Source organism: Rhizobium sp. MHM7A, from assembly GCF_005862215.1.
Lineage (GTDB): Bacteria > Pseudomonadota > Alphaproteobacteria > Rhizobiales > Rhizobiaceae > Rhizobium > Rhizobium bangladeshense.
On the sequence record NZ_VCHT01000010.1, the window covers coordinates 174295 to 197771 of the forward strand.

General features: G+C 60.8%; 19 protein-coding genes and 1 pseudogene. 8 read left to right on the forward strand and 12 right to left on the reverse strand.

Translation table 11 applies throughout. The annotated features are described in order from the left end of the window. Window position 1: 1 nt before the first annotated feature. Window positions 2-1588, reverse strand: coding sequence for an ABC transporter substrate-binding protein (locus FFR93_RS27600; protein WP_138395494.1), 1587 nt, complete (start codon window positions 1586-1588; stop codon window positions 2-4). Beyond that, window positions 1585-2316 carry a FadR/GntR family transcriptional regulator gene (locus FFR93_RS27605; protein ID WP_138395495.1) on the reverse strand — a complete coding sequence of 244 codons (732 nt, stop codon included), beginning with the start codon at window positions 2314-2316 and terminating at the stop codon, window positions 1585-1587. Before FFR93_RS27605 ends, FFR93_RS27600 begins: the two co-directional genes overlap by 4 nt. 390 nt (window positions 2317-2706) lie before the next feature. Here FFR93_RS27605 and FFR93_RS27610 point away from each other — a divergent pair, with 390 nt between their 5' ends. After that, complete coding sequence (locus FFR93_RS27610) at window positions 2707-3852, forward strand: right-handed parallel beta-helix repeat-containing protein (protein WP_138395496.1); 1146 nt, start codon at window positions 2707-2709, stop codon at window positions 3850-3852. Between the two features lie 91 nt (window positions 3853-3943). Continuing rightward, window positions 3944-4747, forward strand: coding sequence for a Ku protein (locus FFR93_RS27615; protein WP_138395497.1), 804 nt, complete (start codon window positions 3944-3946; stop codon window positions 4745-4747). 17 nt (window positions 4748-4764) lie between these two features. On the opposite strand, the gene ligD is transcribed toward FFR93_RS27615, so the two are convergent. From ligD to FFR93_RS27635, 4 genes are all read right to left on the reverse strand, one after another. Continuing rightward, window positions 4765-7275 (reverse strand): DNA ligase D, encoded by a 2511-nt coding sequence (gene ligD / locus FFR93_RS27620; RefSeq protein ID WP_138395498.1) that lies wholly within the window; start codon window positions 7273-7275, stop codon window positions 4765-4767. Between the two features lies 1 nt (window position 7276). Continuing rightward, the gene (locus tag FFR93_RS27625) at window positions 7277-8125 is read right to left on the reverse strand and encodes a Ku protein (RefSeq protein WP_138395499.1); all 849 of its coding nucleotides are present in this window, start codon (window positions 8123-8125) and stop codon (window positions 7277-7279) included. An 18-nt stretch (window positions 8126-8143) separates the two neighbouring features. After that, the gene (locus tag FFR93_RS27630; RefSeq protein ID WP_138395500.1) at window positions 8144-8374 is read right to left on the reverse strand and encodes a DUF2188 domain-containing protein; all 231 of its coding nucleotides are present in this window, start codon (window positions 8372-8374) and stop codon (window positions 8144-8146) included. Between the two features lie 72 nt (window positions 8375-8446). Next, on the reverse strand, window positions 8447-8707 hold the full coding sequence (locus tag FFR93_RS27635) for a hypothetical protein (protein ID WP_138395501.1): 261 nt from the start codon (window positions 8705-8707) through the stop codon (window positions 8447-8449). A gap of 138 nt (window positions 8708-8845) precedes the next feature. On the opposite strand from FFR93_RS27635, the gene FFR93_RS27640 reads away from it, so the two are divergent. The 3 genes and pseudogenes from FFR93_RS27640 (at window position 8846) to FFR93_RS27650 (ending at window position 11828) form a co-directional block, all read left to right on the forward strand. Beyond that, window positions 8846-9280, forward strand: a complete 435-nt coding sequence (locus FFR93_RS27640) for an OsmC family protein (protein WP_138395502.1) — start codon at window positions 8846-8848, stop codon at window positions 9278-9280. A gap of 47 nt (window positions 9281-9327) precedes the next feature. Beyond that, window positions 9328-10811 (forward strand): annotated as a pseudogene (locus FFR93_RS27645) (FAD/NAD(P)-binding protein). Between the two features lie 111 nt (window positions 10812-10922). Next, entirely contained in the window at window positions 10923-11828 is a 906-nt protein-coding gene (locus FFR93_RS27650) for a DMT family transporter (RefSeq protein WP_138395503.1), read from the forward strand. Here the strand turns inward: FFR93_RS27650 and FFR93_RS27655 are convergent. From FFR93_RS27655 to FFR93_RS27670, 4 genes are read right to left on the reverse strand one after another with little or no spacing between them, the layout of a single operon-like run. Beyond that, window positions 11794-13473 (reverse strand): VOC family protein, encoded by a 1680-nt coding sequence (locus FFR93_RS27655; protein ID WP_246661366.1) that lies wholly within the window; start codon window positions 13471-13473, stop codon window positions 11794-11796. The two genes, FFR93_RS27650 and FFR93_RS27655, sit on opposite strands and share 35 nt — an antisense overlap. A gap of 21 nt (window positions 13474-13494) precedes the next feature. Beyond that, on the reverse strand, window positions 13495-15090 hold the full coding sequence (locus FFR93_RS27660; RefSeq protein WP_138395505.1) for a response regulator: 1596 nt from the start codon (window positions 15088-15090) through the stop codon (window positions 13495-13497). Window positions 15091-15094: 4 nt separating this feature from the next. Beyond that, window positions 15095-15520, reverse strand: coding sequence for a response regulator (locus FFR93_RS27665; RefSeq protein WP_064709834.1), 426 nt, complete (start codon window positions 15518-15520; stop codon window positions 15095-15097). Beyond that, window positions 15507-17651, reverse strand: a complete 2145-nt coding sequence (locus FFR93_RS27670; RefSeq protein WP_064710767.1) for a PAS domain-containing sensor histidine kinase — start codon at window positions 17649-17651, stop codon at window positions 15507-15509. The genes FFR93_RS27665 and FFR93_RS27670 overlap by 14 nt, the downstream gene beginning before the upstream one ends. A 195-nt stretch (window positions 17652-17846) precedes the next feature. Between FFR93_RS27670 and FFR93_RS27675 the strand changes: the two genes are divergently transcribed. The 3 genes from FFR93_RS27675 to FFR93_RS27685 all read left to right on the forward strand — a co-directional run bounded on the left by FFR93_RS27675 (window position 17847) and on the right by FFR93_RS27685 (window position 19874). Continuing rightward, window positions 17847-18224 (forward strand): response regulator, encoded by a 378-nt coding sequence (locus FFR93_RS27675; protein WP_064710768.1) that lies wholly within the window; start codon window positions 17847-17849, stop codon window positions 18222-18224. Window positions 18225-18702: 478 nt separating this feature from the next. Further along, window positions 18703-19407: a helix-turn-helix transcriptional regulator gene (locus tag FFR93_RS27680; RefSeq protein WP_138395506.1), complete on the forward strand. Its 705-nt coding sequence runs from the start codon at window positions 18703-18705 to the stop codon at window positions 19405-19407. Window positions 19408-19436: 29 nt separating this feature from the next. Then, window positions 19437-19874 carry a response regulator gene (locus FFR93_RS27685; protein WP_064709838.1) on the forward strand — a complete coding sequence of 146 codons (438 nt, stop codon included), beginning with the start codon at window positions 19437-19439 and terminating at the stop codon, window positions 19872-19874. Between the two features lie 95 nt (window positions 19875-19969). Here FFR93_RS27685 and FFR93_RS27690 read toward each other — a convergent pair whose 3' ends face one another. Together FFR93_RS27690 and secD are read right to left on the reverse strand one after the other, a co-directional pair. After that, window positions 19970-20686 carry an ATP-binding protein gene (locus FFR93_RS27690; RefSeq protein WP_138395507.1) on the reverse strand — a complete coding sequence of 239 codons (717 nt, stop codon included), beginning with the start codon at window positions 20684-20686 and terminating at the stop codon, window positions 19970-19972. A gap of 173 nt (window positions 20687-20859) precedes the next feature. Continuing rightward, window positions 20860-23409, reverse strand: a complete 2550-nt coding sequence (secD, locus tag FFR93_RS27695) for a protein translocase subunit SecD (RefSeq protein ID WP_138395508.1) — start codon at window positions 23407-23409, stop codon at window positions 20860-20862. Window positions 23410-23477 lie beyond the last annotated feature (68 nt).

Here is a 23477-nt window from a genome sequence, read left to right on the forward strand (position 1 = left end):
CCTATTCGGCGATAGCCCATTTCTCAGGATGCGCTTGGTAAGGGCCGCCCCCTGGGGCAGGCGTCCAGATGAAGTCCTTCAGCTTGGCGGAGGCGACGCCATAGCGTTTGGCCACCCATAGCGGACCCCACGGCAGTTCCTTGTTCATCACCTTGCAGACCTCCTGATAGCGGTCGTCGCGCTTTGCGGCATCCGTTTCGCCAAGCGCCGCGTCGAGAGCGGCCGTCAGCATCGGCATGCGCACACGCGCAACGTTCGGGCCGGCCGGCGGGATCTGCTTTTCGTTGAGGCCGACATTGATGCTGCCCGGATCCGGGCCGTTCTGAAGGCCGGCATAGACCATCTGAAACTGTGCGACGTCAGGCGTCGGGTTGAGCACGATGCTGTTATAGGTCGGGGTATCGACGGCGCGCGGCGTTACGTTGATGCCCACCTGAGCGAGCATCGCCTGGACCGCCGCCATGACATTGGCGGCAAGTGGCGTCGTGTAATAGGTCAGAAGGGTTATCGGCTTGTCACCGTTGATCTGGTCCCAGCCGGCCTCCTTCAGCAGTTGCTTGGCCTTTTCGGGATCATAGGCGTAGGCCTCAATGTCCTTCGGCACCACCTGATCGGCGACATATGCGCAGTTTGCAGGTTTCGCAGCGCCGCCGTAGAGGCTCTGGATGATCGCGTCGCGATTGATTGCGTACATCACCGCCTGACGGACCCGAACATCCTTCCAGATCGGCGAGTCGTGGTTGAAGCCGAGATAGTTGACGACGAAAGAGTTGCCTTCGATGACGCGGAAATCCTTGTTGTCATTGAGGGCTTTCAGATCGTTGGAATCGACGTAGGTAAACTGGATTTCGCCGGCGCGCAGCGCGGCAATCGCAGCAGCCGGATTGGCGAAATAGCGGTTGATGATCTTCTCGAGCGCCGGCTTGCCGCCTCGGTAGTCGGTGTTGGCGACAAGTTCAACATATTGATCGGTCACATATTTGCTGAACTTGAACGGCCCGGTGCCGATCGGCGCGGTGGACCACCATGTGTTCTTCGCAAGCTGATCGGCAGGGATCTGCGAAAGCGCGTGCTCCGGCAGCATCATCACCTTCGTCAGCGTGTCCATCAGGCTTGCGGATGGGGCCGAGAGTTTGATGACAAGGGTCTTGTCGTCCTTGGCCTCGACCGAGGAAACGGCATTCAGTCGTGCCGCCAGAACGGAGCCGGTCTTGGCGTTCTTGGCCAGCTCAATGGTGAACTTGGCATCCTTCGCCGTGAAGGGCTTGCCGTCATGCCACTTCGCATCGGCGAGCGTGAAGGTGTAGGCCAATTGGTCGGAACTGACCTGGTAGGACGAGGCGAGCTGGCCGACGACCTTCTCGAGCTTCTCGTCATAGGTCAGCAGCGGCTCGAAATAGACGCTGAGCCATGTGAAGCCGCTTGTCGCGGCGAGCGGATTGAAATTGCCCTGGAAACCGCCGGGCCCGACGTCGAACCCGCCCGACAGCGTTGCTGCCTGAACGGGGCCGGCAAAGGCCGGGACGACGGTCGTCGCCATCATCGCACTGAGCGCGATGGCGGATGATAGTCTCTGCAGTCGTTTCATTGTGCTCCTCCCACATTTGCACTTTTCTTGTTGGCTGCGATCACCCGGGAAATGCCGTCATAATGGCGATCCAGGCGCTTCTGCGCTTCCGCGACGTCCTTCGCCTCGATTGCATCGACGATCGCCGCGTGATCCCTCCAGGTGGCGACGGGGTCGACATTGTCGAGGTTGACGAAATCCGACGCCTTGTAGAAGGCAAGCCAGAACACATCGATCAGCCGGGCAAGGGTCTCGTTGTGCTGGCAGCGAAAGAGCAGGGTATGAAAGAGCTGATCTTCGTCGGCAAAGGATTGACCCCGCTCGGCATGGACCCGCATGCGGTCGACCGTCGCGCGTAGCTCTGCAATGTCGTCGTCGCCGATCATTTCAAGCGTCTTGCCGATCAGGCCGACTTCGAGCGTCCGGCGAATCTCGATCACTTCTTCGATCTGGCGCAACGCGCCGCCGAGCCCATAAGCGAGATTGTCGAGCAGCGGCTCGAATGAGAATGCCTTTACGAAGATGCCGACGCCTCGGCGCGATTCCAACACGCCCAGCGATTCCAGCGCCTTGATGCCTTCACGCAGGGAATTGCGGCTGACGCCGAGCTGGTTCGCCAGCTCGGATTCAGCCGGAAGCAACGTGCCCGGCTTCAATCCGTTGTCGCTGATGTAGGCCCGCAGACTTTCCTGCACGGACACGTGAAGGAGAGGCGCACGGGCGAGGGGCTTCATGGATTTCAGCGACATGCGTTCTCATTTCCGTCTGCAAAGAGAAGATGGAAGAGACATATCCACTTGTAGGATATCCGTCAAATGAAATCATCTGCCGCGCGGACTGGACGGGAGTTCGGTCGCCGACATCGTGTGCGGGTTGAAACCACTCGGAACAGCCAGCGTCAGCGGAATGGTGATGCGGACCGGAAGCGCGTTTGACCGATCGGAGGTCTCGTGGCGGTGTACGAAGTTAAGGCAGGCGGTCAAACTCCTGCCACATGCCCTGCATTAATTTGGACGACTGCGTATTTCTTAAATCGGAATCGATTTAGATAAACATGCAGCAGCTCAAAGCATTGCCGCAGCCTTTGCGCGTCTCGTAAGATGCGCCGGCGCTGCAGCAACCGCGTCGATGGAGATCCGATGCCCGCAATTATGCGAAAAAAAGCTCACGGCGTGTCCACGCGGGGCGAGGTTATCGACGGCGCAGAGGATATCGGCGTCGCCTATCAGGTGTTCTCCGATACGGTGGTCGAAGACGTCATCGTCAAGAACTCGCCTCGCGGATTCAAGTTTCACAATGGCAGCAACCTCGTCGTCAGGCGCTGCGAAACGGAGAATGTCAGGGGCGACGGCATCTATCTGACGAAGACGAAAAACGTTCTTCTGGAAAATAACCGCATGGGGGCGGCGCCGGGCGAAGGCGCGGACTGCTGCCAGTTCGCCTATCAGAACAGTGACGACAATATCAGCTCGGACGTGGTGATCCGCGGCAACCTGTTCCTGCAGTCGCCGACGAGCGCCTCGAACAAGGGTGCGCTGGTCTGCGACAGAACGCGGAAATATCTCGTCGAATACAACTTCATCGGCGGCAAGAACTTTTCTTTTTCATCGATCGGCGACGATGCCGTGGTGCGCAGCAACGTCATGCGCGACGGCAGGATGAACGACTATTCCTTCGGCTACGGCATCGGCGACAAGGCAGACCATGCCGGCCATCATGTCTACGACAATTGGATCGAGAACAATAATCGGGGCATCAGTCTGAGCGGCTTTTCCGACCAGGAACTCGCCTTTCGCAAGGATATCGACATCCACGACAACGTCATCAGCGGATGCGACATTGCCTTCTTCGCCAATCGCCAATGGTCGGGGAGCTTCCGGCGCAACATATTCATGCGATGCGGGCAGGACATGGTTCTGTCGGGAAAGGGCAAAGCCACCGCCGGTCGGATCACCGGCAATTATCGCAATGACGGCAGCTTCTTGAACGTCGTGGCGCCGCCGCTCCGTTTCAATCCCGACGGCAAGGCATCTGTTGCTTCGGGGGAATGGACATCCGAGCCCGACGAGATCGTCATCCAGTGGCGTGACAAGGGAGTGGATATTCCCGGCGCCAACCGGCCATCCATTGCCGTCGCGCCCGGCATGGAATTGTCTTGCGTGCTGTTGGCCCGCAAGGGCCGCAACTGGATGCTCGCGATCGCCGAAACCGCCTACGACGAGTTCACGCCGCGGGCATGGGACGAAAAGGAGCTGCCGTGGCGGAAGCGGTATCTGTCGATTTGAGTCGGGTGCCGCCGGTCATGCCCGGCCTGGAACCGAAGGCCGGTTTTACCGTTGACTGCCATGTCTCACCGCGTCCGGGGGAAGGACAGTCATGGCACGCCAGACATTCTGGAAAGGCTATCTCAAGCTCTCTCTCGTCACCGCCTCCGTCTCGCTGACGCCGGCGACGACCGAGAGCAACAAGGTGCGTTTCCACGTCCTCAATCGCCAGACGAAAAACCGCGTCGAAAGCCGCTATGTCGACAGCGTTACCCATAAACCGGTAGATGACCGGGACCAGGTTAAGGGCTATCCGCGCGGCGAGGACGACTATGTCATTCTCGAAGACGACGAGATCGAGGAGGTCAGGCTCGAAAGCACCCGCACCATCGATATCGACAGTTTCGTCCCGCGCGGCTCGATCGATTGGATCTGGTACGACAAGCCGCATTTCCTGGCGCCGGAGGATAAGGTCGGAGTGGAAGCCTTCTGCGTCATCCGCGAGGCGATGAAGGCTAACGACGTCGTCGGCATTGCCCGCCTTGTACTTTATCGCCGCGAGCGTGCCGTGCTCTTGGAGCCGTTAGGCAAGGGAATCGTGCTCTGGACCCTGCGCTATGGCGACGAGGTGCGCGAACCCTCGGCAGAAATCGACGACAAGGCAAAGATAGACAGCAAGCTCCTGACGCTGATGAAGCGGCTGGTGAAGGAAGAGACCAGGGATTGGAGTCCGACCATGGTGCAGGACCCGATCCAGAAGCGCCTGAAATCGATGATCCGCGGCAAACAGAAGAGCCTGAAGAAGGCGCCGCCGGCCAAAAAACCCGCGCCTGTGAAATCGACCGGCAACGTCATCAACATCATGGATGCGCTGAAGAAGAGTCTGACTTCGGAAGGCGGGCGCAAGTTGCGTTAGCGCTGGCAGGTTTTCGCCTACCGCTTCTTCTTTTCCAATGGTTTCGCCGCCGCGAAAAAACCTTCCCAGGGATCTCGCGGCAGCGCGTCGAGCCGGGTCGGCGTGGTGTCCACGGTGAAGTAGGCCGGTCCGACGTCGGGGGTCAGCTCGCTCCATTCCAGCGGCATCGAGACCGCTGCGCCCGGCCGTGCTCGTGTTGAATATGGCGCGACCGCCGTGTTACCGCGACCGTTGCGGAGATAGTCGATGAAAATCTTCCCCTTGCGCTTTGCCTTCGTTGCCGTCGCCAGATAGCGGTCGGGATGGTCGGCGGACATGCTGTCGGCGAGCCATTTGGCAAAAGCCTTCACCTCGACCCAGCCGGCCTTCGGCGTGAGTGGCGTCACCACATGCAGCCCCTTGCCGCCTGAGGTCTTGACGAAGGCGGCAAGTCCCTCGGCCTCCAACCGTTCCTTCAATTGGTAAGCAGCGGCGATCACATCCTTCCACTCCACCTCGTCATCGGGATCGAGGTCCATCGTGATCATATCTGGCCTTTCCCAATTGTTGGTCGTCGTACCCCAGGGGTGGATTTCCAGCGCTGCCGATTGCACGAGCGCAACGATGCCGTCGAAATCGGTAATGCGCAGCAGCTTCTCTCCCTGCTTGTCCTTGGGATCGGTGATCTCCTCAATATGCGGATTCATGCCCTTCCAGGCATGTTTCTGGAAAAACCGCTGCCGACCGCTGATTCCGTCCGGCAGGCGCAAGAGCGCCAGCGGCCGGTTGACGACATAGGGCGCCATGAAGCGCCAGACCTGGGCATAATAATTTGCCAGCCCCTCCTTGGTGACGCCGTCGTCCGGCCAGTAGATGCGGTCGGGGTGGGTGAGCGTCACCGCTGATTTCGGCAGGGGAGGGGCCATGGTCTTTTCCGTCTCGCGCGTCACGTCTTTTGCAGGCTTGTCTTCTCGCAGGCCACGGAAAGCCGCGTGGCGCAGATTGCCGTCGGCCGACCAGGCGCGGAACTCGACCTCGCCGACCAGCTGCGGCTTCACATAAATCAATCCGCGCCGCTCCTCTGATGTCAGCTTGTCGTCGAATGAATTCTCGTTCTGCGTCAGACGCGACAGTTTCTCATAGAGCATTTGCGCGGTTGCTGCCGTATATCCGGTCCCGACGCGCCCGACATGCTTGAGTTCGCCGGCCTGGTAATAGCCCATCGCCAGCGAGCCGATCGCATTCTTCATCGATGTCGACGGCACGTAGCCGCCGATGACGAATTCCTGCCGGTGCGAGCATTTCGATTTGATCCAGTCGCCTTTGCGTCCCGACGTGTATTTGCTGTCGCGGAGTTTGGAAATCACCCCTTCGAGGCTGAGCCGGCAGGCATGGTCGAGCACCAGGCCGCCGCTTTCGTTGAAATGCCCGCTGTAGCGCAGCTTGTCATGATCGCCGGGCAGCAGGCTTTCGAGCAGTTGCTTGCGATCGAGGAGCGCCGCATTCACCAGATTATAGCCGTCGAGGTGAAGAAGATCGAAGGCATAGAAGACGAAGCGATCATCGCGGCCTTCACTCAGATCGTGCTGCAGTGCCGAGAAGTCTGAGGCGCCGCTATCGCGCTCGACGACGATTTCGCCGTCGATCACCGCCGATTGTACCGGCAGGGCGGCAAAGGCCTCGAGTACGTCGTTGCCGAATTTCTCCGTCCAGTCGAGTCCGCTGCGGGTCAACATCCTGACCTCGCCGTTCTCGATCCTGACCTGCAGCCGGTAGCCGTCGAACTTGATTTCGTGGATCCAGCGATCACCAGCCGGCGGCTTCGGCTTCAGCTTGGCAAGCGCCGGTTCGATGAAATCGGGCATTGCGCCCTTGCGCGCACCCTTCGGCCACTCGCGTTCTCGTGGTGCGGCGGCTTCGGCCCTTGACACCGGCCCTTCGGCTGCAGCTGCCTTGCCGTCTTTCGAGTTGGACTTCCAGGTGGCATCCGGATTTTCCGCCACCTCTTCGAGCTGGCGGCCGGTCTTTGCCGATTCCGGCCTCTCCTTGAGAATGTCGCCGTCGTGACGCGCCTCGGCGTCGTCTCCCTTGATCAACAGCCAGTTCTCCCGCTTTTCCCCAGGCCGCCCATGCATGCGCACGAGATGCCAGCGGCCCTTCAGCTTTTCGCCGTCGAGCTCGAATTCCAAATGGCCTTCGCGATAGGCCTGTTGCGCATCGCCGACCGGCGTCCAGTTGCCGCGATCCCAGACGATAACAGTGCCGCCGCCATATTGTCCTTTTGGAATGATGCCTTCGAAATCGCCATAGGAAAGCGGGTGGTCTTCCACATGTACGGCAAGGCGTCTGTCCTCAGGGTTGAGGCTCGGCCCTTTCGTCACCGCCCAGCTCTTCAGCACCCCGTCCATCTCCAGGCGGAAGTCATAGTGCAGCCTCGTTGCGTCATGCTTCTGGATGACGAAACTGTTGCCGCTGCTGCGGCCCTTGCCGCCGCGCGGCTCCGGCGTGAGTTTGAAATTGCGCTTCGCCTGATAGGTTTCGAGAGCCATCTCAGCCTGCCTTCGTCCTTTGGCTGTCGCTGCGCGCTGGCGCCTTCTTTTTTGCCGGCGCCTTCTTCGCCTTGCCGCTCATCTTGGCGCTCTGGCGCAGCGCCTCCATCAGGTCGACGACCTTGTTTTCGGGTGCCGGTTTCTTCTTCGGCGGCGCCCGGCCCTCTATCTTTGCTCTCACCAATTCGACGAGGGCCGCTTCGTAGCGGTCCTCGTAGGCGCTCGGATCGAAGCTGCCGCGTTTTGTTTCAATGATGTGACCGGCGAGCTCGAGCATCTCCTTGTCGAATTTGATATCGGGAATATCCTTGAAGACCGTATCGGCCGAGCGCACCTCATAGTCGAAGTTCAGCATGGTCGCGATGATGTGACTATCATGCGGCCGGATCAGCAGCGTTCGGTTGCGCCGGAAAAGCACGGCTTCGGCCAGCGCCGCGACCTTGCCGTCGCGCATGCCGCGGACCATGAGCGACAGCGCTTCTTCATCATGTTCGTCGACGGGCGCAAGGTAATAGGGACGGTCGAAATAGAGCTTGTCGATATCGTCGTAGGCGATGAAAGCTTTGACATTGAGCACCTTGTCGCTTTCCGGCACGATCTCGGCGATCTCCTCGCCTTCAATGACGATGTAGTCGCCATTCTCCATCTGGTAACCCTTGACCTGATCGTCCCGCTCGACCGGTTTGCCGGTATCGCTGTCGACGAATCGCCGTTCCACCCGGTGACCGGTCCTGCGGTTGATGATGTTGAAGGAAACGCGGTCGGAGGAGGAGATGGCGGTATATAGTCCGACGGCGCAAGCAAGGTCGCCTACCTTGAGATGACCTTTCCAGCTTGCCCGCGCGGCCATTCCATCCTCCGTCGCAAGTCAGAGCCGACTGCTGCTCTTGTCGGTTTCGAGCTCCTGGAATGCCCAGCCGCCGTCGGGTGAAGGATAGGCGAGCAATGCGTCGCCGTCGCCGATTTTCTGACGCGACGCGGCATCCTTGGCGCGGACTATCGCTTCCTCAGCCGTTGCATAGGTTTCCGACAGCGTGTCGCCGAGCTTGTATGCCCAGCCATTGTCATGCGGCACGACCTGATAGGTGATATCGGCCATTTCGAATCTCCTCTTTTCAATTCGATAGCGGGCATGATGCCGCCGAATCGCGAACGGTTTCGGCATCACGCTCTAGTTCCGATTTGGTTTGCGCCTTTCGTCGAGCGCGATGATTTTTTCCAGGGAGGCGATGTCCTCGCTGGTGATGACGGGGACCGGATCGGCGGCGATCGCCTCCAGCACCTCCTTCGAGATGGCGCCGTTGCGGATCGCCCATTCCAAGGTCTCGCGTGTTTCCCGCTCGGCCTTCAGCTGTGCATAGAGAGCGACGATCAGCCGGTCGCGAGCGTCCATTCGCCGGTCCTGACGATGCATGTTGCGGACATGCGGCATCGCTATGCACCTTTGTCACTGATTTCGTTCAGGTGTAATCAACTGATGGCGGATTGAAAGGTTCCGTTATCAAGCGGTGCCGTTGCGGGCCGAGGCGCAAGTCGCTATCTCTGCGAGACCTTTGTCAGAGGATTTTTCATGGCCGATCTCAAGGGACGCCCCCGTCCGACAGGCGCTACCGCCACCCTCGGTCGCACCGGCTTTCCGCATGTCACTTCCACCACCAGGGGTGAGATCGATATCGTCACCGCGCCCTCTCAGCCGGGCTTCAGCCCGCTCGATCTGCTCTATGCCTCGCTCTCGGCCTGTCTCGTGCTCAGCGCCCGCATTGCAGCCAGTCAGATGGGGGTTCTCGACAGGATCAGCGAGATCACGGTCGACGTCACTGGCGAAAAGGCGGCGGAAGGGCTCTCACGCGTTGCAAAATTCAACATCGTCTTCTCGATCACCGGCGATCTCGACGAAGAGACCCGCCGCAAGATCGTCGATGCCGCCGAAGACGAGATCTGCACGGTCAGCAACACCATCCGTGGCACTCCCGAATTCTCGACCACGATAGTGGAACAAGGCTGATCTTCACAAATATTATAGACAATTGTGGCCGGAGGATTGCGTGAGTCCTGTCTGGCTTCTATGCTCGAGCATCGAACTAACGGTGTCGGCCATCATGCAGCCCAATCCTCTGTCGATGTCCGACCAGCCCGTCGTCGCCATCATCGGCGGTGGCGTCTCCGGCGCGGGTGTCGCCTATCATCTCGCCCGTGCAAACGGTTGCGAGCGTCCCGTCATCGTGGTCTTCGAGCCGCGCGCGGAGCTCGGCCGCGGTCTTGCCTATGACACGGACGACCCTGCCCACCGAATCAATGTTCCCGCCGCCAAAATGAGCCTGCAGCCCGACGACCATGGCGAGTTCCAGGCCTGGATCGAGGCCCGAGATGCCGTCGCCTGCGACCCGCAGGCAAAACGCCCCGATGGCCTCCTCTTTCCCCAACGCCGACTCTTCGGCGACTATGTCGCCTCGCTTCTGAAACCCCTGCTGCAAGACGGCAGCGTGCGTCATTGCCGCACCTCGGTCACCCATGTCGAGCGCCGGACCGGCCGATGGCTGATCCGCGACGAAAGCGGCGGCGTGACACAGGCCGACATCGTCGCCATCGCCACCAGCCACCCGCCGCCGGCGGCACCGGGCCGGCTTGCGACCCGCCTTGCCGCCCATCCCCGGTTCGTCGCAGACACTACGAAGCCGGGCGCGCTCCAGGTGATCCGTTCCCACGACCGGGTGCTGGTCATCGGCAATGGCTTGACCGCAGCCGATGTCATTGCCTCGCTTGCCGAACGCGGTCATCCCGGTCAGGTGACGGCAATCTCGCGCCGTGGTCTGCGCTCGCGCGGGCATGCGCCGGTTCCGCAGCCGCTCTTCGGCGATTTCCTCTCCGACGCGGCACATTCCGCCGTTTCGCTGCTGACAGAAATCCGCGCGGCCATAAGAGCTGCGGAGGCACAGGGCATAAGCTGGCATGGCGTGATCGATCAGGTGCGGGCGCAGGGATACGATCTCTGGCAGGCGATGCCGGTTGCCGAACGTTGCCGTCTCGTCCGCCATCTGCGCCCCTATTGGGATGTGCATCGCTTCCGCATCGCGCCACAGGTGGAAGCTGTGCTCGACGCAGCGATTGCTGCCGGTCGCCTGGAAATTCTTGCCGGGTTGGTCGCCGATGCGCGCATTGAAGGCGAGCTAGTTGTTTGCACCCTGCAGCCGCGCCATCGGCGACAGTCGCTGGAGCAGAGCTATGATGCCGTCGTCGTCACCACCGGCCCGGCGCATGGCGGCATTCTCGAAACCCAGCCCTGGCTCGCGGCACTTGCGGCGCGCGGCCACCTGTCGCTTGATCCCACAGGCCTCGGCCTTGCCTGCACTGAGCGTTCGGAGGCGATTGGCCCGTCGGGGAAGGCGGAACCTTCCCTATTGATTTCCGGTCCCCTGGCCCGCGGCACTTTCGGCGAACTGATGGGGCTGCCGCAGGTGACCGAGCATGCCTTCTTCGTCGCAGGAGAAATCGCCGCAAAGCTGCGGCTGGCGGCGACGAACATCCAGCCGGTCTGATTTTCCGTTCCGATGTCGTTCTTCGACTGTCGCCGGCGATCGACTTCTGCTACGCACTCGGCAGTCAATGGCCCGCCGCCGGTCTTTCAGGCAATCAGAAATATCGAAATCATGTCGCAGACTGCTTCCACACTCTCCGAAGCCTCGCCTGCCAATCGTCTGGCCCTTGCTGCGCTCGTTCTTGGCGGCGCGGCGATCGGCGGCTCGCCAATCTTCGTCCGGCTGTCCGAAGCCGGGCCCATGGCCACTGCCTTCTGGCGCGTGGCGCTGGCGCTGATCCCGATCTTCATCGTCTCTCTCATGAAAAAGGATGCGGGGCCGAAGCCGCGAAATCTTTCCGATTACGGTCTGCTGACTCTTCCCGGCCTGATGCTGGCGCTTGACTTGGCCGCCTGGCATCTTTCGCTCACCATGACTTCAGTCGCCAACGCGACGCTGCTGGCAAACCTCGCGCCTGTTTTTGTCACACTGATCGCCGTCCTGTTTTTCAAGGCGAGAACCGGCGGCGTCTTCCTGTTGGGGCTGGTCTTGGCACTCGCCGGTGTCGTTATTCTGAAGGGCGGACCGGCAGGGCTCGGCAATGGCGATTTGCGCGGCGATGGTGCCGCGATGATCGCCGCCTTCTTCTATGCCTGCTATATCTTGGCGATCGGCAGGCTACGCAGCCGGTTCGATACGATCCGCATCATGCTGTGGAGCACGGCATCGGCTGCCGTCTGCATCTTCCCGATAGCCTTCTTCTTTGAAGACCAGATGTTGCCGGCGAGCCTCTATGGGTGGTCGATCCTCTTCGGCCTCGCCTTTGTCAGCCATGCCGGCGGACAGGTGGCGATCACCTATGCGCTGGCCTATCTGCCACCAGCCTTTTCATCGCTTACGCTGCTGCTGCAGCCGGTCGTCGCCGCCATTCTCGCCTGGGCGCTGCTCGATGAAGCGATAGGGACGATGCAGGCGCTGGGTGCCGCGGTGGTGCTCGCCGGCATCATGGTTGCCCGAACGTCTCGCTCGTCGGTTTGACCGCTTGCTGCTCCAGCGGCGGTGGATCATCGCCCATATTCTGTAACAGCCACTTTTGGATGATCGGCACATCGGCATCGCCGAGATCGTGGCCGCCGGGGATGACGTCGGAATCGACTGTGGCGCCCGAACTTTTCAGCCTTTCCTCCAGCTCGCTCGCATATTTGCCGTAGGCATCCGTCTTACCGCTGATGACGAGCAGGTCCGTACCCTTCAGATCGGCATGCGGATAGTCGCTGAGAACCGGCATGGAGCGCAGCAGCACGGCCTTGTGAACGAGGTTCGGGTGCAGGTAAAGCAGCGAGTTCAGGAGGTTGGCGCCGTTGGAATAGCCGACATAAACGACCTTCTTTGGATCGAGACCGTAGGACTTGACGGCGCCTTCGATGAAGGCCGCAAAGGCTTCGGCCTCGGTCTTGATGTCGTCCTGGTCGAAGGAGAAGGGTGTAATGCGCTTGTACCAGCGCGGGAAACCTTCTTCAGTCGCGCGGCCCCGTACGCCCATCAGTGTTGCTCGCGGTGCCGCTTTGTTCAGGAGCGGCATCAGCGTCGTCTCATTGCCGCCCGAACCGTGGAGGAGCACGAAGACGCTGCCGTCAGGATTCGGCGGCGTGTAGAAGCGATGGACGAATGGCAGCTCGCGGTAATTGATGCGCGGCTCGCCGGGCATCGAAAACTGCGGCAGCACCACCTTCAGGTCCTTGAGATTGGTGATCGCTTCGGGCGGCGCGAACAGCTTGGTGCCGAGGGCTGCATGCTCCTCGTCGACAATCATGCCGGGCTTGTCGGTTGCAAGCTCCACCAGCGTGCCGCCGGGCTCGCGGGCATACAGCGAGTGGAAATACTTGCGGTCGTGCATGTTGGTCGGCGATGCATCACTTGCCTCCAGCGCCTTGGATACCGAACGCAATGTGTCCTCATCGGGAGCCCGGAAGGCGACATGATCGACGGTGCCGGTTCCCGGCGCGCCGGACCAGAAACCGCGAGCATCGCGCACGTCCATAACGTCGCCCGACTGCGAAACCAGCCTGTCGATCGTGCCGCGGTTGGCCTGGAAGCGGTAGCCGAAATGGCGCTCGAGGAAGCTGCGGCTCTCGGCCGGCTTTTCCGTCAGCATGGTTGCGCCGCGCACACGCTTGACGGCATGCTCAACCGGGATGGAGGCGCCGTCCCAGACGGCCTGTGATGTCAGGGCCTTTGCACCCGCGAGCTTGAGAATGATATTGTCTGGGTCTTTCAGCCTGAGAACAGGCTCGCCGAATTCGTCGGCGGGTCCTTCCGAGCGCAGGCCGAAGCTCATGGCGCGCGTCAGCCAGTAGCCGATGCTCGCCGGATCGATCGCCAGCGAAATTTCGCTGATCTGGCCGTAGCCCGCCCGGCCGGGCGCGCCGTCCTCCCAGACGAGGAAGCTGACGAGCGAACCCGGCGTGCCTGCCGAATCGCCGTAAAAGAGATGGAGCTGTGTCGCATCTTCGTAGCCGGCCGTCTGCTTGACGAGCCGCATGCCGAGAAAGCCGGCGTAAAAATCCACGTTCGCCTGCACCTTTCGAGTGATGGCCGTAACGTGATGTATGCCTGATACCATCGAGAGCAGTCCTGATTGATGCGTCGTCAGGAGCGCGAGTATGAGAGCTGCGAAAGTCATACCGTTGCCAATGACCACCGCTTAGTTTTGTTCCGCACAAAGTGCAAGCGAATCGCCGCGCTGCAGCAATTCCAGATGATCGACATCTTCGAGCGCCTCTTCCAGTTGCTGCAGGGTCGGCGGCTTCACCATATAGGCGCGCGCGCCGAGATTTCTGGCCCGCTGCACGTCGGTCTCATCGCTTGAGGTGCTGAGAATGCAGACGGGAATCCGTTTCAGACGAGCATCGGCCGAAAGCGCGTGCAGCACCTCGAAGCCGTCCATGATCGGCATGTTGATGTCGAGCAGCATCAGGTCGATCTGCGGCACGTCGGCTATGCCTGCGCGTTCTTCGAGCAGCCGCATCGCCTCGCGTCCATTGGTGGCGACATGCAGGTTGAAGGTTACCTTCTCTCGCCGCATCAGCTTGATCTTCAGAATCTGGATGTCGGCGGGGCTGTCTTCGACCAGCAGCACTTCGGCAAGCCTGCCGGAACCTTCGCCCGGCTGCTCCGCCGGCTTCACGCCGGGCGCAACCGCTGATGCGATAGGCGGTGCGGGCCGCGCCTCGGCGAGCGGCATTTCGACGATGAAGGTGGCACCAGGCCCCTTGTCCGGTTCGCACCAGATAGAACCACCATGCAGCTGCGCGATACGGCGGCAGATGGCAAGGCCGAGCCCGGTGCCCTCGATGCCGCGCCCGACCAGCCGTTTGAACGGCTGGAAGATCAGCTCGCGGTGCTGGGGATCGATGCCCGGTCCGTTGTCACGCACGGTCAGGCGGCAGGTATCTCCCCGCGCTTCGCCGGCGATTCTGATCTCCGGAACCTTTTGATCGCAATAGCGGATGGCATTCGACACCAGGTTCTGCAAAAGCTGGGTCAGCAGCGTTGCATCGCCCATCACCTCCGGCAGCGGCCCGCGGATGATGACGGCCCCGCGGCTCTCCGTCTGCTGGCGCAGGTTGTCCTCCACCTGGCCGAGCACGTCAGACAGTGAAATCGGCTTCAGCTCCGGCCCACCATAGGCTTCGAGCTTGGTGAAGTTCGAGACCTTGACGATCAGATCTTCCATGTGCTCGGCGGCGCTCAGCACGTAATCGAGCAGCTCGCGGTCTTCGGCCGGAAGCACTGCAGAACCGTGCAGGATCCGGCTGAAGGATTTGATCGTCCGTAGAGGCTCCTTGAGATCATGCGCCATGGCGCGTGTGAATATCTCGAGCGATTGCCGCTTCTGCTCCAGCTGCGCTTCCAGCATGCCGTGCATGATGGCATTCTGGATGCAGCGATGCAGCGTTTCGGGTGAAAGGGAATCCTTGGTGAGATAGTCGCGCGCGCCGCTCTTCATCACCTCTACGGCGATGGTCTCGCTGCCCTGGCCGGTCAGCATGATGACGTTGGCGACCGGATCGTCCTCCAATAAGTCGGCAAGTACGCCGAGTCCGTCGCGTCCCGGCAGCGAGTAATCGAGGAGGATGCAGTTCGGCCGTTTCCGGCGGTTGAGCGCACGACCCTCTTCACCCGTCTCCGCCTCCAGGACCGTATACGCCGTGCTCGAGACGCGGCCCAGTATGCGCCGGTAGAGCTCGCGGTCGTCGATGTTGTCGTCGATGATGAGAATGCAGCAGTCTTCCGCCAAACTGTCAGTCCTCGAGCGGCAGGATCGCGATTTCGAACCAGTATTCCTTCAGCCGCTGGATCGCGGCGAAGAGGCCGTCCAGATCGACCGGCTTCTGCACATAGGTGTTGGCGCCGAGCGCGTAGCAGCCCTCAATGTCGCGTTCATCGTCCGATGTCGTCAGGATCACCACCGGGATCTTGCGCCAGCCGTCGTTCGACTTGATCGCCTGGAGCGTCTTGCGACCGTCGAGTCCGGGCATGTTGAGATCGAGCAGGATCAGCCCTGGTTTCGGCACCATCGCGGCGAGCATGTCGAGCGCTTCCTGGCCCGAAGCCGCCCAGCGGATCGAGTTGCGCAGATTGGTGCGTTTGAAGGCGCGCATCGTCGCTTCGAAGTCGTCTTCGCTGTCTTCCACGATCAGGATCGGTTGCGTGTCACGCTGCTGCATTCTGGCCCTCGCGCTTCTTTCCCAAGGTGAAATAGAATGTGGTGCCGACGCCGACTTCGGACTCCAGCCAGATATCGCCGTTGTGCCGCGCGATGATCTTGCGGACGAAGGTGAGGCCTGCCCCGGTCCCGTCCTCGGAATCTTGCGATTTTTCGAGACGTTTGAAAATGCGGAAAATATCCTCATGGAATTCCTGGGGTATCCCCTTGCCGTTATCCCTAACGAAAAACACGTTGCGGGCAACCGTGCCGTCTTTGCCGACGTACCGGTCGAGATAGCCGATCGAGATCAGCGGCGCCGACTTGTCGTTGTATTTGACTGCATTGGTGATGAGATTGCGGAACACTTCGGTCAGCCGCGGCGCGTCGCAGACCACCTCCGGCAGCCGGCCATCGGTGACGACCTTGGCATGCCGCTCTTCCAGCAGAAGCTCCATCGTCGCGACAACGTCCTTGACGATCAGGCCGATATCGGTGCGTTTGACCGCCAGCTGCTGACGCCCGAGCCGGGAGAAGTAGAGCAGGTCGTTGACGAGCTTCTCCATCCGCTGGCTGAGACGCACGAGCCGGTTCAGCCGCCGCACGCCGTCCTCGTCGATCTTGTCCTCATAATCCTCGAGAAGGAAGCGAGAGTGGTTGTGCAGGCCGCGCAGCGGTTCCTTCAGATCATGCGAAGCAATATAGGCGAATTCGTCGAGGTCGTGATTGCTGCGCTCGAGCTCGGCCGTGTACGCCTCGAGCTGCGAAAGCGTCGTTTTCATCCGTTCTTCCTGCCGCACGCGCTCGCTGATGTCGCGCACGATGCCGACGAAGGTCTTGGTCTGGCCGCTGACGACGACGCTGATGGAAACCTCGATTGGAAAGACGATGCCGTTCTTGCGCCGCCCCGAGACCATCCGCGTCGTGCCGATGATGCGCTCCTCGCCGGTCTGATGGTAGTGGGCGAGATAGCCGTCATGTTCGGAGTGATAGGGCTCGGGCATCAGCATCTTGATGTTTCGGCCGATCGTTTCCTGCGGGGAGTAGCCGAACATGCTCTCGGCCGCCGGATTGAAACTCTTGATCGTCCCACGCTCGTCGATGACGATGACGGCATCCGGCGTGCTGCGCACCAGCGCGCCGAAACGGACGCGTTCGGCTTCCAGATTGTGGTTGTTGCGCAGGAAATAGAAGACGAGAATGGCGATCAGCCAGAGGGTGGCGGTCGTGATGATGCGGTTGGCTATCTCTTGCCAGAATGTCGCCTCGTCGTGTCTGACGGCGAAGAAGCCGAGCATGAGGAGCACTGTGCAGGCAAAGGCGAAGAAGAGCGGCGCATTCCTGTTGCCGAACCAGAGCGCCGTCAGCACCAGCGGCACGTAAAGAATACCGTTGGCAAGGCCAAGCGGGGTATAGAGATCGACGACAAGCCCGGTGAAGCAGACTGCCGCAGGAATCCAGAGCGGAATCTGTGCCCTGTTTGCCGGCTGCATCCACCAGGAGCGGGCCAGCAGGCCCGAGCCGAAGAGCACCAAGCCTATCGCCGTGTGCAACGCCATTGCCGCATAGCGCCCCCAGCGGTAGCCCTGTTCGGCGTCGGTGAGATAGCCGGCGAGCGCGATCATGCCGAGCGTGACGACGACATAGCTCGTCAGCTCCTGCACCACTTGGTTTCTCGACTTGCCCACATGGAGCGAGAGCAGCAGCGAAAGATTGGCAATCAGAAAGATCAGCGCCGTATTCGGCCCCATGCCGCCGCCGATCTCTGCAATGAAATCGGGTGGAATCACCAAGCGGGTGATCAGCTGGTCGACATGATGGACGGCCCGGCCGACCGTCGCGATTTCCACGAGCCGCGCCGCCGCGATCGCCGCTGCGAGCCCCGTCATGATCGTTGCCGCTATGCGAAAGCGACGGGCAGCAAGCGTCGAAGCGGCGAGCCCAAGGCCTGAAAGCACAAAGCAGAGCCCCGTGTTGAAGGCCATCGATGGAAAGCCGGGGAAGAGCGAAATGATGAGCTTGATCTGCAGCAGCCAGCCGGCAAGGGCACTCACCCCAAGAAGGGACATCAGGCAGCCGACCGCGATCGCGAAGGCCCGGTAGCGCCATCGCCTCCGCTGGTCCTGCAGGTCCACGTTGCCCTTATCCTGCACCCGCGTATCCTCTCTCGGTTCGCGCGGCCATTTTTTCCGAAATCAAGGAATACTCAATAGGCAGCCGGCGCCGCCTCCGCGCTTTTTCCGAAATGATTTTTCGAGCGGATGGATCGAATTTTCGTGAAATCGCGATATCGTGACGTCCAAGGACAGAGAGGTTCATTCGAACAATACCCCAGATCACGGTGCCGGATGCCTACGATAGTTTACGTCGACGACAGCAGGGATGATCTCTTCTATCTCGACTATATCCGCAAGAAGCAGCAGATTGACGTCGATCTATTCTGTTTTTCGACCGCCGAGACGGCACTGGAGGCGCTGAAGCAGCGAGTCGCGGAAGGCTGGGCCCCGCCGGAGCTGCTGGTCGCCGATCTCTACATGCCCCTCGACAGCGGCATCGGCCTGGTAAGCAGCCTGCGCGCGGACGATCGTTTCAGAACCATGCGTCTCGCCATCTGCAGCGGATCGGATGCGGATGAGGACCGCACGCGCGCGTTCGAAGCCGGCGCCGATTTTTACCTCGAGAAGCCGCTTGACCTCGCAGCGATCGTTCTCAATCTGGAAGTGTAGGAAACTGCGAAGGCAGAATGGCGCGTTTCCTGGCGGTCGTTCGGGCGATATGACAAGCCGCGATTGACAAGGCCGAGTGTGCATCCCAAGATGCAACCGAAACGTAGAGGACGGAACGTAAAGATAAGCGCTGAGAGAACCGAATGGCCCGCGTTCGCCGCCACGAACTTCAGCCAACCCCTTAGCTGATAGGCCTATCGGCTCTCTCGCGCTTACGTCTGGCACTGCCTTCTCGCATTCATGGATGTTGAATGCGGGAAGATTTACGACACCCAGGTAAGAACTACTGCCCCTCAGTATATCTGCCCGTGCATCACCTGTAGTTGAGACATTTGATGATATCCGCCTTACATACCGAAAGTCCCCGTTTCGATATCTCTCATCAACCGTCTCGCAATTTTTGTAGCTGTTCGCGTTTAAGACGTATATCCCAAGATTTCGGGATCGCGGGCATGGCGGGAGGAGAGGAAGAGTGGGAATGAGCAATGCCGCGGCAACTCCTTTTCATGCCGGGCCGGAGCTTAGCCGGGCGATCAACCGCACCGATTTTTTCCGTCTGCTGAAAGCGGCGGCGCAGCATTACCGCTTCGACAATTTCGCTCTTGCCCGCATTTCCGAGGCCTCGGCTCCGTTCGGTGAACGCGATATCGTCATCACCAATGTCGCCGAGCGAAGTGTCGGCCTTTTCATTGCGACGCTCAAGGAGGCGCTTGGGACCGTCCGGGCAAAAAGCGCACAGTTTCTGGCAACGCCTGTCCACGGCAGGAGCGTGCAGCCGGAAGCCTATCCCTCCGATCTGCTTTTCAACGAGTTCCGCAGCGGCGTCTTCCTCTTCATCCCGCTGTTCACGCCGGAAGGGCGGCGATATTGCCTCGTGCTCAGCGGCGAGCGTGAGGAGCCGGATCAGGGCGAGATCGCCGACATACTTCTTGATGCCATGCGCATTTTTGACAAGCTCTACGAGGAAATCCTGACGCAGGAAATGTCCGGACGGTTGACCCAGCGCGAATCAGAAATCGTCAAATGGACCAGCGAAGGCAAGACTTCGGCCGAAATCGCCATCATTCTGGGTTTGTCCGAACATACGGTCAATTCGCATATCACTGCGGCCGCGCGTAAGCTCGACGCCGTGAACCGCGTCCACATGGTGGCAATCGCCTTGAGGAATGGGTTGGTTTCGTGAAAATTGGCTTCGGGACTGAGGAAGATGAAATGATAACCAAAACGGTCCGACAGAATGCCGTAAAGGTTCTTTTCGTCGACGACGAGTTCATCGAATTCCGTGCGCTCAAGAAGAAGATCGCCGATCTCTCCGAGCCGGCGGTCGATGTCGAATATTCGCCGTCGCTCGGTGACGCACTGGAAAAGATCCGCGCGGCGCGCTTCGATCTCATCCTGCTCGACAATCGCCTTCTGCCAAATGCCGACTTCCGAGAGACGGTGCCGGAACTGCGCGGCATCGGCTATACCGGCCCCATCGGCGTCGTCTCCACCGACATATCGGGCGGCTATTTTCAGGAATTCCCGGATTACGGCGTCGATTTCCGCATCGGCAAGGACGAGATCGACGTTCAGACGCTGCAGCACATCATCCGCGAATATGTGAACTACGATGTTCCGGATTTCTGGAAGGACGATTACAGCATTTAAACCGCGCAAAATTGCACGTCGGTTCTGCGGTAAAAACATACGCAAAGACTGGGACTTAAAGCACGTCCAGCAAATCTGAAAATGCCAACGCGCTTTCAGCCGGCGGGAAGGCGGATGATGAAGCGGCTGCCGCTTTCGTCAGAATGTTCGAGACTTATATCCCCGCCAAGCGCCTTCAGAAGCTCCTGTGCCGTCGTCAGTCCAAGGCCGGCGCCGGAGGCTGCCCCCGCGTTCGGCAATTTCCAGAACGGGTCAAAGATCCGCTCTCGATAAGCGGGATCGATGCCCATGCCGTTATCGGAAATCCGGATCAACCAGCTCGCCCCCTCTCGCTCCGCCGTCATGGCCACATGCGGCGGCGACGAGCTCCGATAGGTGAGGGCGTTGGAAATGAGCTGCCGCAGCACCAGACCGAACAGCGTGGGGTCGGTACGGATCGAGGGAAGTCTCTGGCTTGCGAGTGTCGCGTCCCGAGCCCCCGTCTCCTCGATGAGCTCGCTCCAGATTTTTTCGGCCAGGGCCGTCAGGTCGACCAATTCAGGCGTCACCTGCGGCGCTCCACCGGCAAGGCTCATCAGTGCCTTGGTGAGTCGCTGCGCGGCTTGCGCCTTTTCGATGATCATCCTGAGGCTCTGAAGCTGTTCGTCCTCAAGCGCCTCCTCGAGATCGTCGAGCAGCAGCTCGGCATACATGGCGATATGGCGGAGCGGCGATTGCAGGTCGTGCGAGGCGGTTGCGAGAAAGCGCTTGATGCGCTCCTCGTTGTCGCCGGCAATATTGGTTTCAAGCGGTTTCGTCGGGTTGGGTGACATCTCGCGGTTTCCCCGATCTCTGCTGCGGCCTCGCGGCGGCTTTCAGCCGCGCGACGGACGCTGTAATATCTTGAATTGCTGCATAATTTCATCCTGGCAATAGGCAACAATAAAAAGAGGGCGCCGGCTCTGCAACCGGCGCCCTCTTCAAGGATGCGTTAACAACCCGTTTTTCAGGTCGCTGACTTGCGCGAGCGGCCCTCTTCCGGCGGGATGATTTCGGCAGCCGCATCGGTTGCCGGTACCGCCTTGGCGTGGCGGCGGCGCCAGTCGCCGAGGAAGAGCAGGATAGGTGCGGCGATGAAGATCGACGAGGCGCCGGCCACCAGAATGCCGAAGACCATCGGGATTGCAAAGCTCGAGACTGCACTGCCGCCCCAAATCGCCATCGGCACCAGGGCGAGGAAGGCCGTCGCATTGGTGTAAAGGCTTCGCGCCAGGGTCTCGTTGATCGACTTGTCGATGATCTCGCGCAGCGGCATCGACTTGTAGAGCCGCATGTTTTCGCGCATGCGGTCATACACCACGACCTTGTCGTTCACGGAGTAACCGACGAGCGTCAGGATGGCGGCGATGGCCGTGAGGTTGAAGTCGAGGCCGGTGATTGCGAAGAAGCCGATCGCCTTGGTGACGTCGAGCACCAGCGTAACGATGGCGCCGACGGCAAACGGCCATTCGAAACGCGCCCAGATATATAGGAGCATCGCCAAGCTCGCGATCACCACCGACAGAATGCCGGCCGAGGCAAGCTCGCCGCTGACTTTCGGGCCAATGACGTCGGTGCCTTCGACGGTGGCGGTCGGATCGATCTTGGCGACTTCCGCCTTCAGCTTGGTGACTGCCGCGGTCTGCGCCTCTTCGCCGCCCTCCTGGCGCTGCGCGCGAACGAGAATGCTGTTGTTGCCGCCAAAGGATTGCAGCGTGATTTCGCCGAGGCCGAGACTGTCCAGACCTTCGCGGAATTTCGCGAGATCGGCGGTCCCTTGGGTCTTGACCGACATCTGGATGCCGCCGCGGAAGTCGACGCCGTAGTTGAGGCCGGGATAGATGAAGAGCGCGACGGAGGCGATCGAAAGCAGCGCCGAAACGGTGACGCCGAAGAAGCGCGCCTTCATGAACTGGATATGCTTGTCGTAAGGGCTGAAGGGGATCAACGGCCGGATGTTCAGCACCTTGAACTTGCGGCGGCGGGTAATCTCGATCATGGCGACGCGAACGAAGGCGACCGAGGTGAACATCGAGATGATGAGGCCGAGCGCCATGGTCACCGCAAAGCCGCGAACCGGCCCGGAACCGAAAAAGAACAGGATGCTTGCCGCGATCAGGGCCGTCATATTGCCGTCGATAATGGTCGAATAGGCACGGTTGAAGCCCGTATCGATGGCGGCAAAGGCGCCTCTGCCCTTGCGGGTCTCTTCACGGATACGCTCATTGATGAGAACGTTCGCGTCGACCGCGAGGCCGATGCCGAGAACGACACCGGCAATGCCGGGCAGCGTCAGTGTTGCGCCGACCAGCGTCAGGGCCGAGAGGGTCAGGATCGTGTGGATCAGCAGCGCCACATTCGCCAGGATGCCCCAGCTGCCGTAGAGCACGAAGATGAAGGCTGCGACAAGGGCGAAGCCGACGATGCCGGAGTAGAGACCCATCTTGATGGCATCAGCGCCGAGATCGGCGCCGACCGTGCGCTCCTCGATAACAGTCAGCTTGGCGGGCAGGGCGCCGGCGCGCAGCATGGCGGCAAGCGTCGTGGCGCTGTCGGCCGAGAAGTTGCCGGAAATCTGGCCGGAACCGCCGGTGATCGGCTCGCGGATGACGGGCGCGCTCAGCACCTTGTTGTCGAGGACTATGGCAAAGGGGCTACCGACGTTCTGACGGGTGATCTCGGCAAAGCGGGTGGAGCCAGCGCTGTCAAAGCGGAAGCTGACGATCGGTTCGCGCGTGTTGGGGTCGAAGCTGACGCGGGCATCCGAAAGGCGGTCGCCTGATATTTCGACACGGTCGAGAACCGGATAGGAGTTGCCTTCATCGTCCTTCAGCATGGTGACGCCGGGGCCGGGCTGGTTGTTCGGCGACAGCATGTGGAACGACATCTTCGCCGTGGAGCCGAGAAGTTGGCGCAGCCGCGTCGGATCCTGCGCGCCGGGCAGTTGCACGAGCACGCGATTGGCGCCGATGCGCTGAATGGTCGGCTCGGAGACGCCGACCTGGTCGACGCGCTGGCGGATGACTTCAAGGCTCTGCTGGACGGCGTTGTCGACATTGGCGGAGATGCCGGCCGGCGAGAAGCCGACGGTGATGGTCGCTCCGTTCGCTGTGACATTGAGATCCGCCTGGCCGGCGCTGAGGCCGGTGCTGATCGGGTTGGCGAGCGTCCTGAGTTCGGTGACGGCCGCATCGCTCTGCGCGGCATCGGCGAGCGTCACGACGATCTGGTTCTGACTGCGCACGACGGCTTTCGGCTGGATGCCCTTTTCGCGCAGGACGCGGCGGGCGTCCTGAAGCAGCGATTGCAGCCGCTCCTTGGTCAGGTCCGCCTCGTCGACTTCCAGAACGAGGTGCGAACCCCCGCGAAGGTCGAGGCCGAGTGACACCTGCTCATGCGGCAGCCATGCGGGGATGCGCTGGAGGACGGACTGCGGCAGGACGTTCGGCAGGGCGATCAATAGGCCGATCACGATGATCACCGTATAGGTGAACACCAGCCATGGTGAATTGCGCATGTTGTATTCCTTAGATAATCCAGGGCCGGCGCCCGGGCGCTGGCGGCATGTCGTGTCAATATCGGAAG

Excerpts from the sequence above, each read along its gene's own strand:
- FFR93_RS27665 (WP_064709834.1), bottom strand. The coding sequence starts at position 15,520 with ATGCAGCAGCGTGACACGCAACCGATCCTGATCGTGGAAGACAGCGAA.
- FFR93_RS27630 (WP_138395500.1), bottom strand. The coding sequence starts at position 8,374 with ATGGCCGATATCACCTATCAGGTCGTGCCGCATGACAATGGCTGGGCA.
- FFR93_RS27615 (WP_138395497.1), top strand. The coding sequence starts at position 3,944 with ATGGCACGCCAGACATTCTGGAAAGGCTATCTCAAGCTCTCTCTCGTC.
- FFR93_RS27605 (WP_138395495.1), bottom strand. The coding sequence starts at position 2,316 with ATGTCGCTGAAATCCATGAAGCCCCTCGCCCGTGCGCCTCTCCTTCAC.
- secD (WP_138395508.1), bottom strand. The coding sequence starts at position 23,409 with ATGCGCAATTCACCATGGCTGGTGTTCACCTATACGGTGATCATCGTG.
- FFR93_RS27625 (WP_138395499.1), bottom strand. The coding sequence starts at position 8,125 with ATGGCCGCGCGGGCAAGCTGGAAAGGTCATCTCAAGGTAGGCGACCTT.
- FFR93_RS27690 (WP_138395507.1), bottom strand. The coding sequence starts at position 20,686 with ATGTCACCCAACCCGACGAAACCGCTTGAAACCAATATTGCCGGCGAC.
- FFR93_RS27685 (WP_064709838.1), top strand. The coding sequence starts at position 19,437 with ATGATAACCAAAACGGTCCGACAGAATGCCGTAAAGGTTCTTTTCGTC.
- FFR93_RS27655 (WP_246661366.1), bottom strand. The coding sequence starts at position 13,473 with ATGACTTTCGCAGCTCTCATACTCGCGCTCCTGACGACGCATCAATCA.
- ligD (WP_138395498.1), bottom strand. The coding sequence starts at position 7,275 with ATGGCTCTCGAAACCTATCAGGCGAAGCGCAATTTCAAACTCACGCCG.
- FFR93_RS27675 (WP_064710768.1), top strand. The coding sequence starts at position 17,847 with ATGCCTACGATAGTTTACGTCGACGACAGCAGGGATGATCTCTTCTAT.
- FFR93_RS27610 (WP_138395496.1), top strand. The coding sequence starts at position 2,707 with ATGCCCGCAATTATGCGAAAAAAAGCTCACGGCGTGTCCACGCGGGGC.
- FFR93_RS27600 (WP_138395494.1), bottom strand. The coding sequence starts at position 1,588 with ATGAAACGACTGCAGAGACTATCATCCGCCATCGCGCTCAGTGCGATG.
- FFR93_RS27680 (WP_138395506.1), top strand. The coding sequence starts at position 18,703 with ATGAGCAATGCCGCGGCAACTCCTTTTCATGCCGGGCCGGAGCTTAGC.
- FFR93_RS27650 (WP_138395503.1), top strand. The coding sequence starts at position 10,923 with ATGTCGCAGACTGCTTCCACACTCTCCGAAGCCTCGCCTGCCAATCGT.
- FFR93_RS27635 (WP_138395501.1), bottom strand. The coding sequence starts at position 8,707 with ATGCCGCATGTCCGCAACATGCATCGTCAGGACCGGCGAATGGACGCT.
- FFR93_RS27640 (WP_138395502.1), top strand. The coding sequence starts at position 8,846 with ATGGCCGATCTCAAGGGACGCCCCCGTCCGACAGGCGCTACCGCCACC.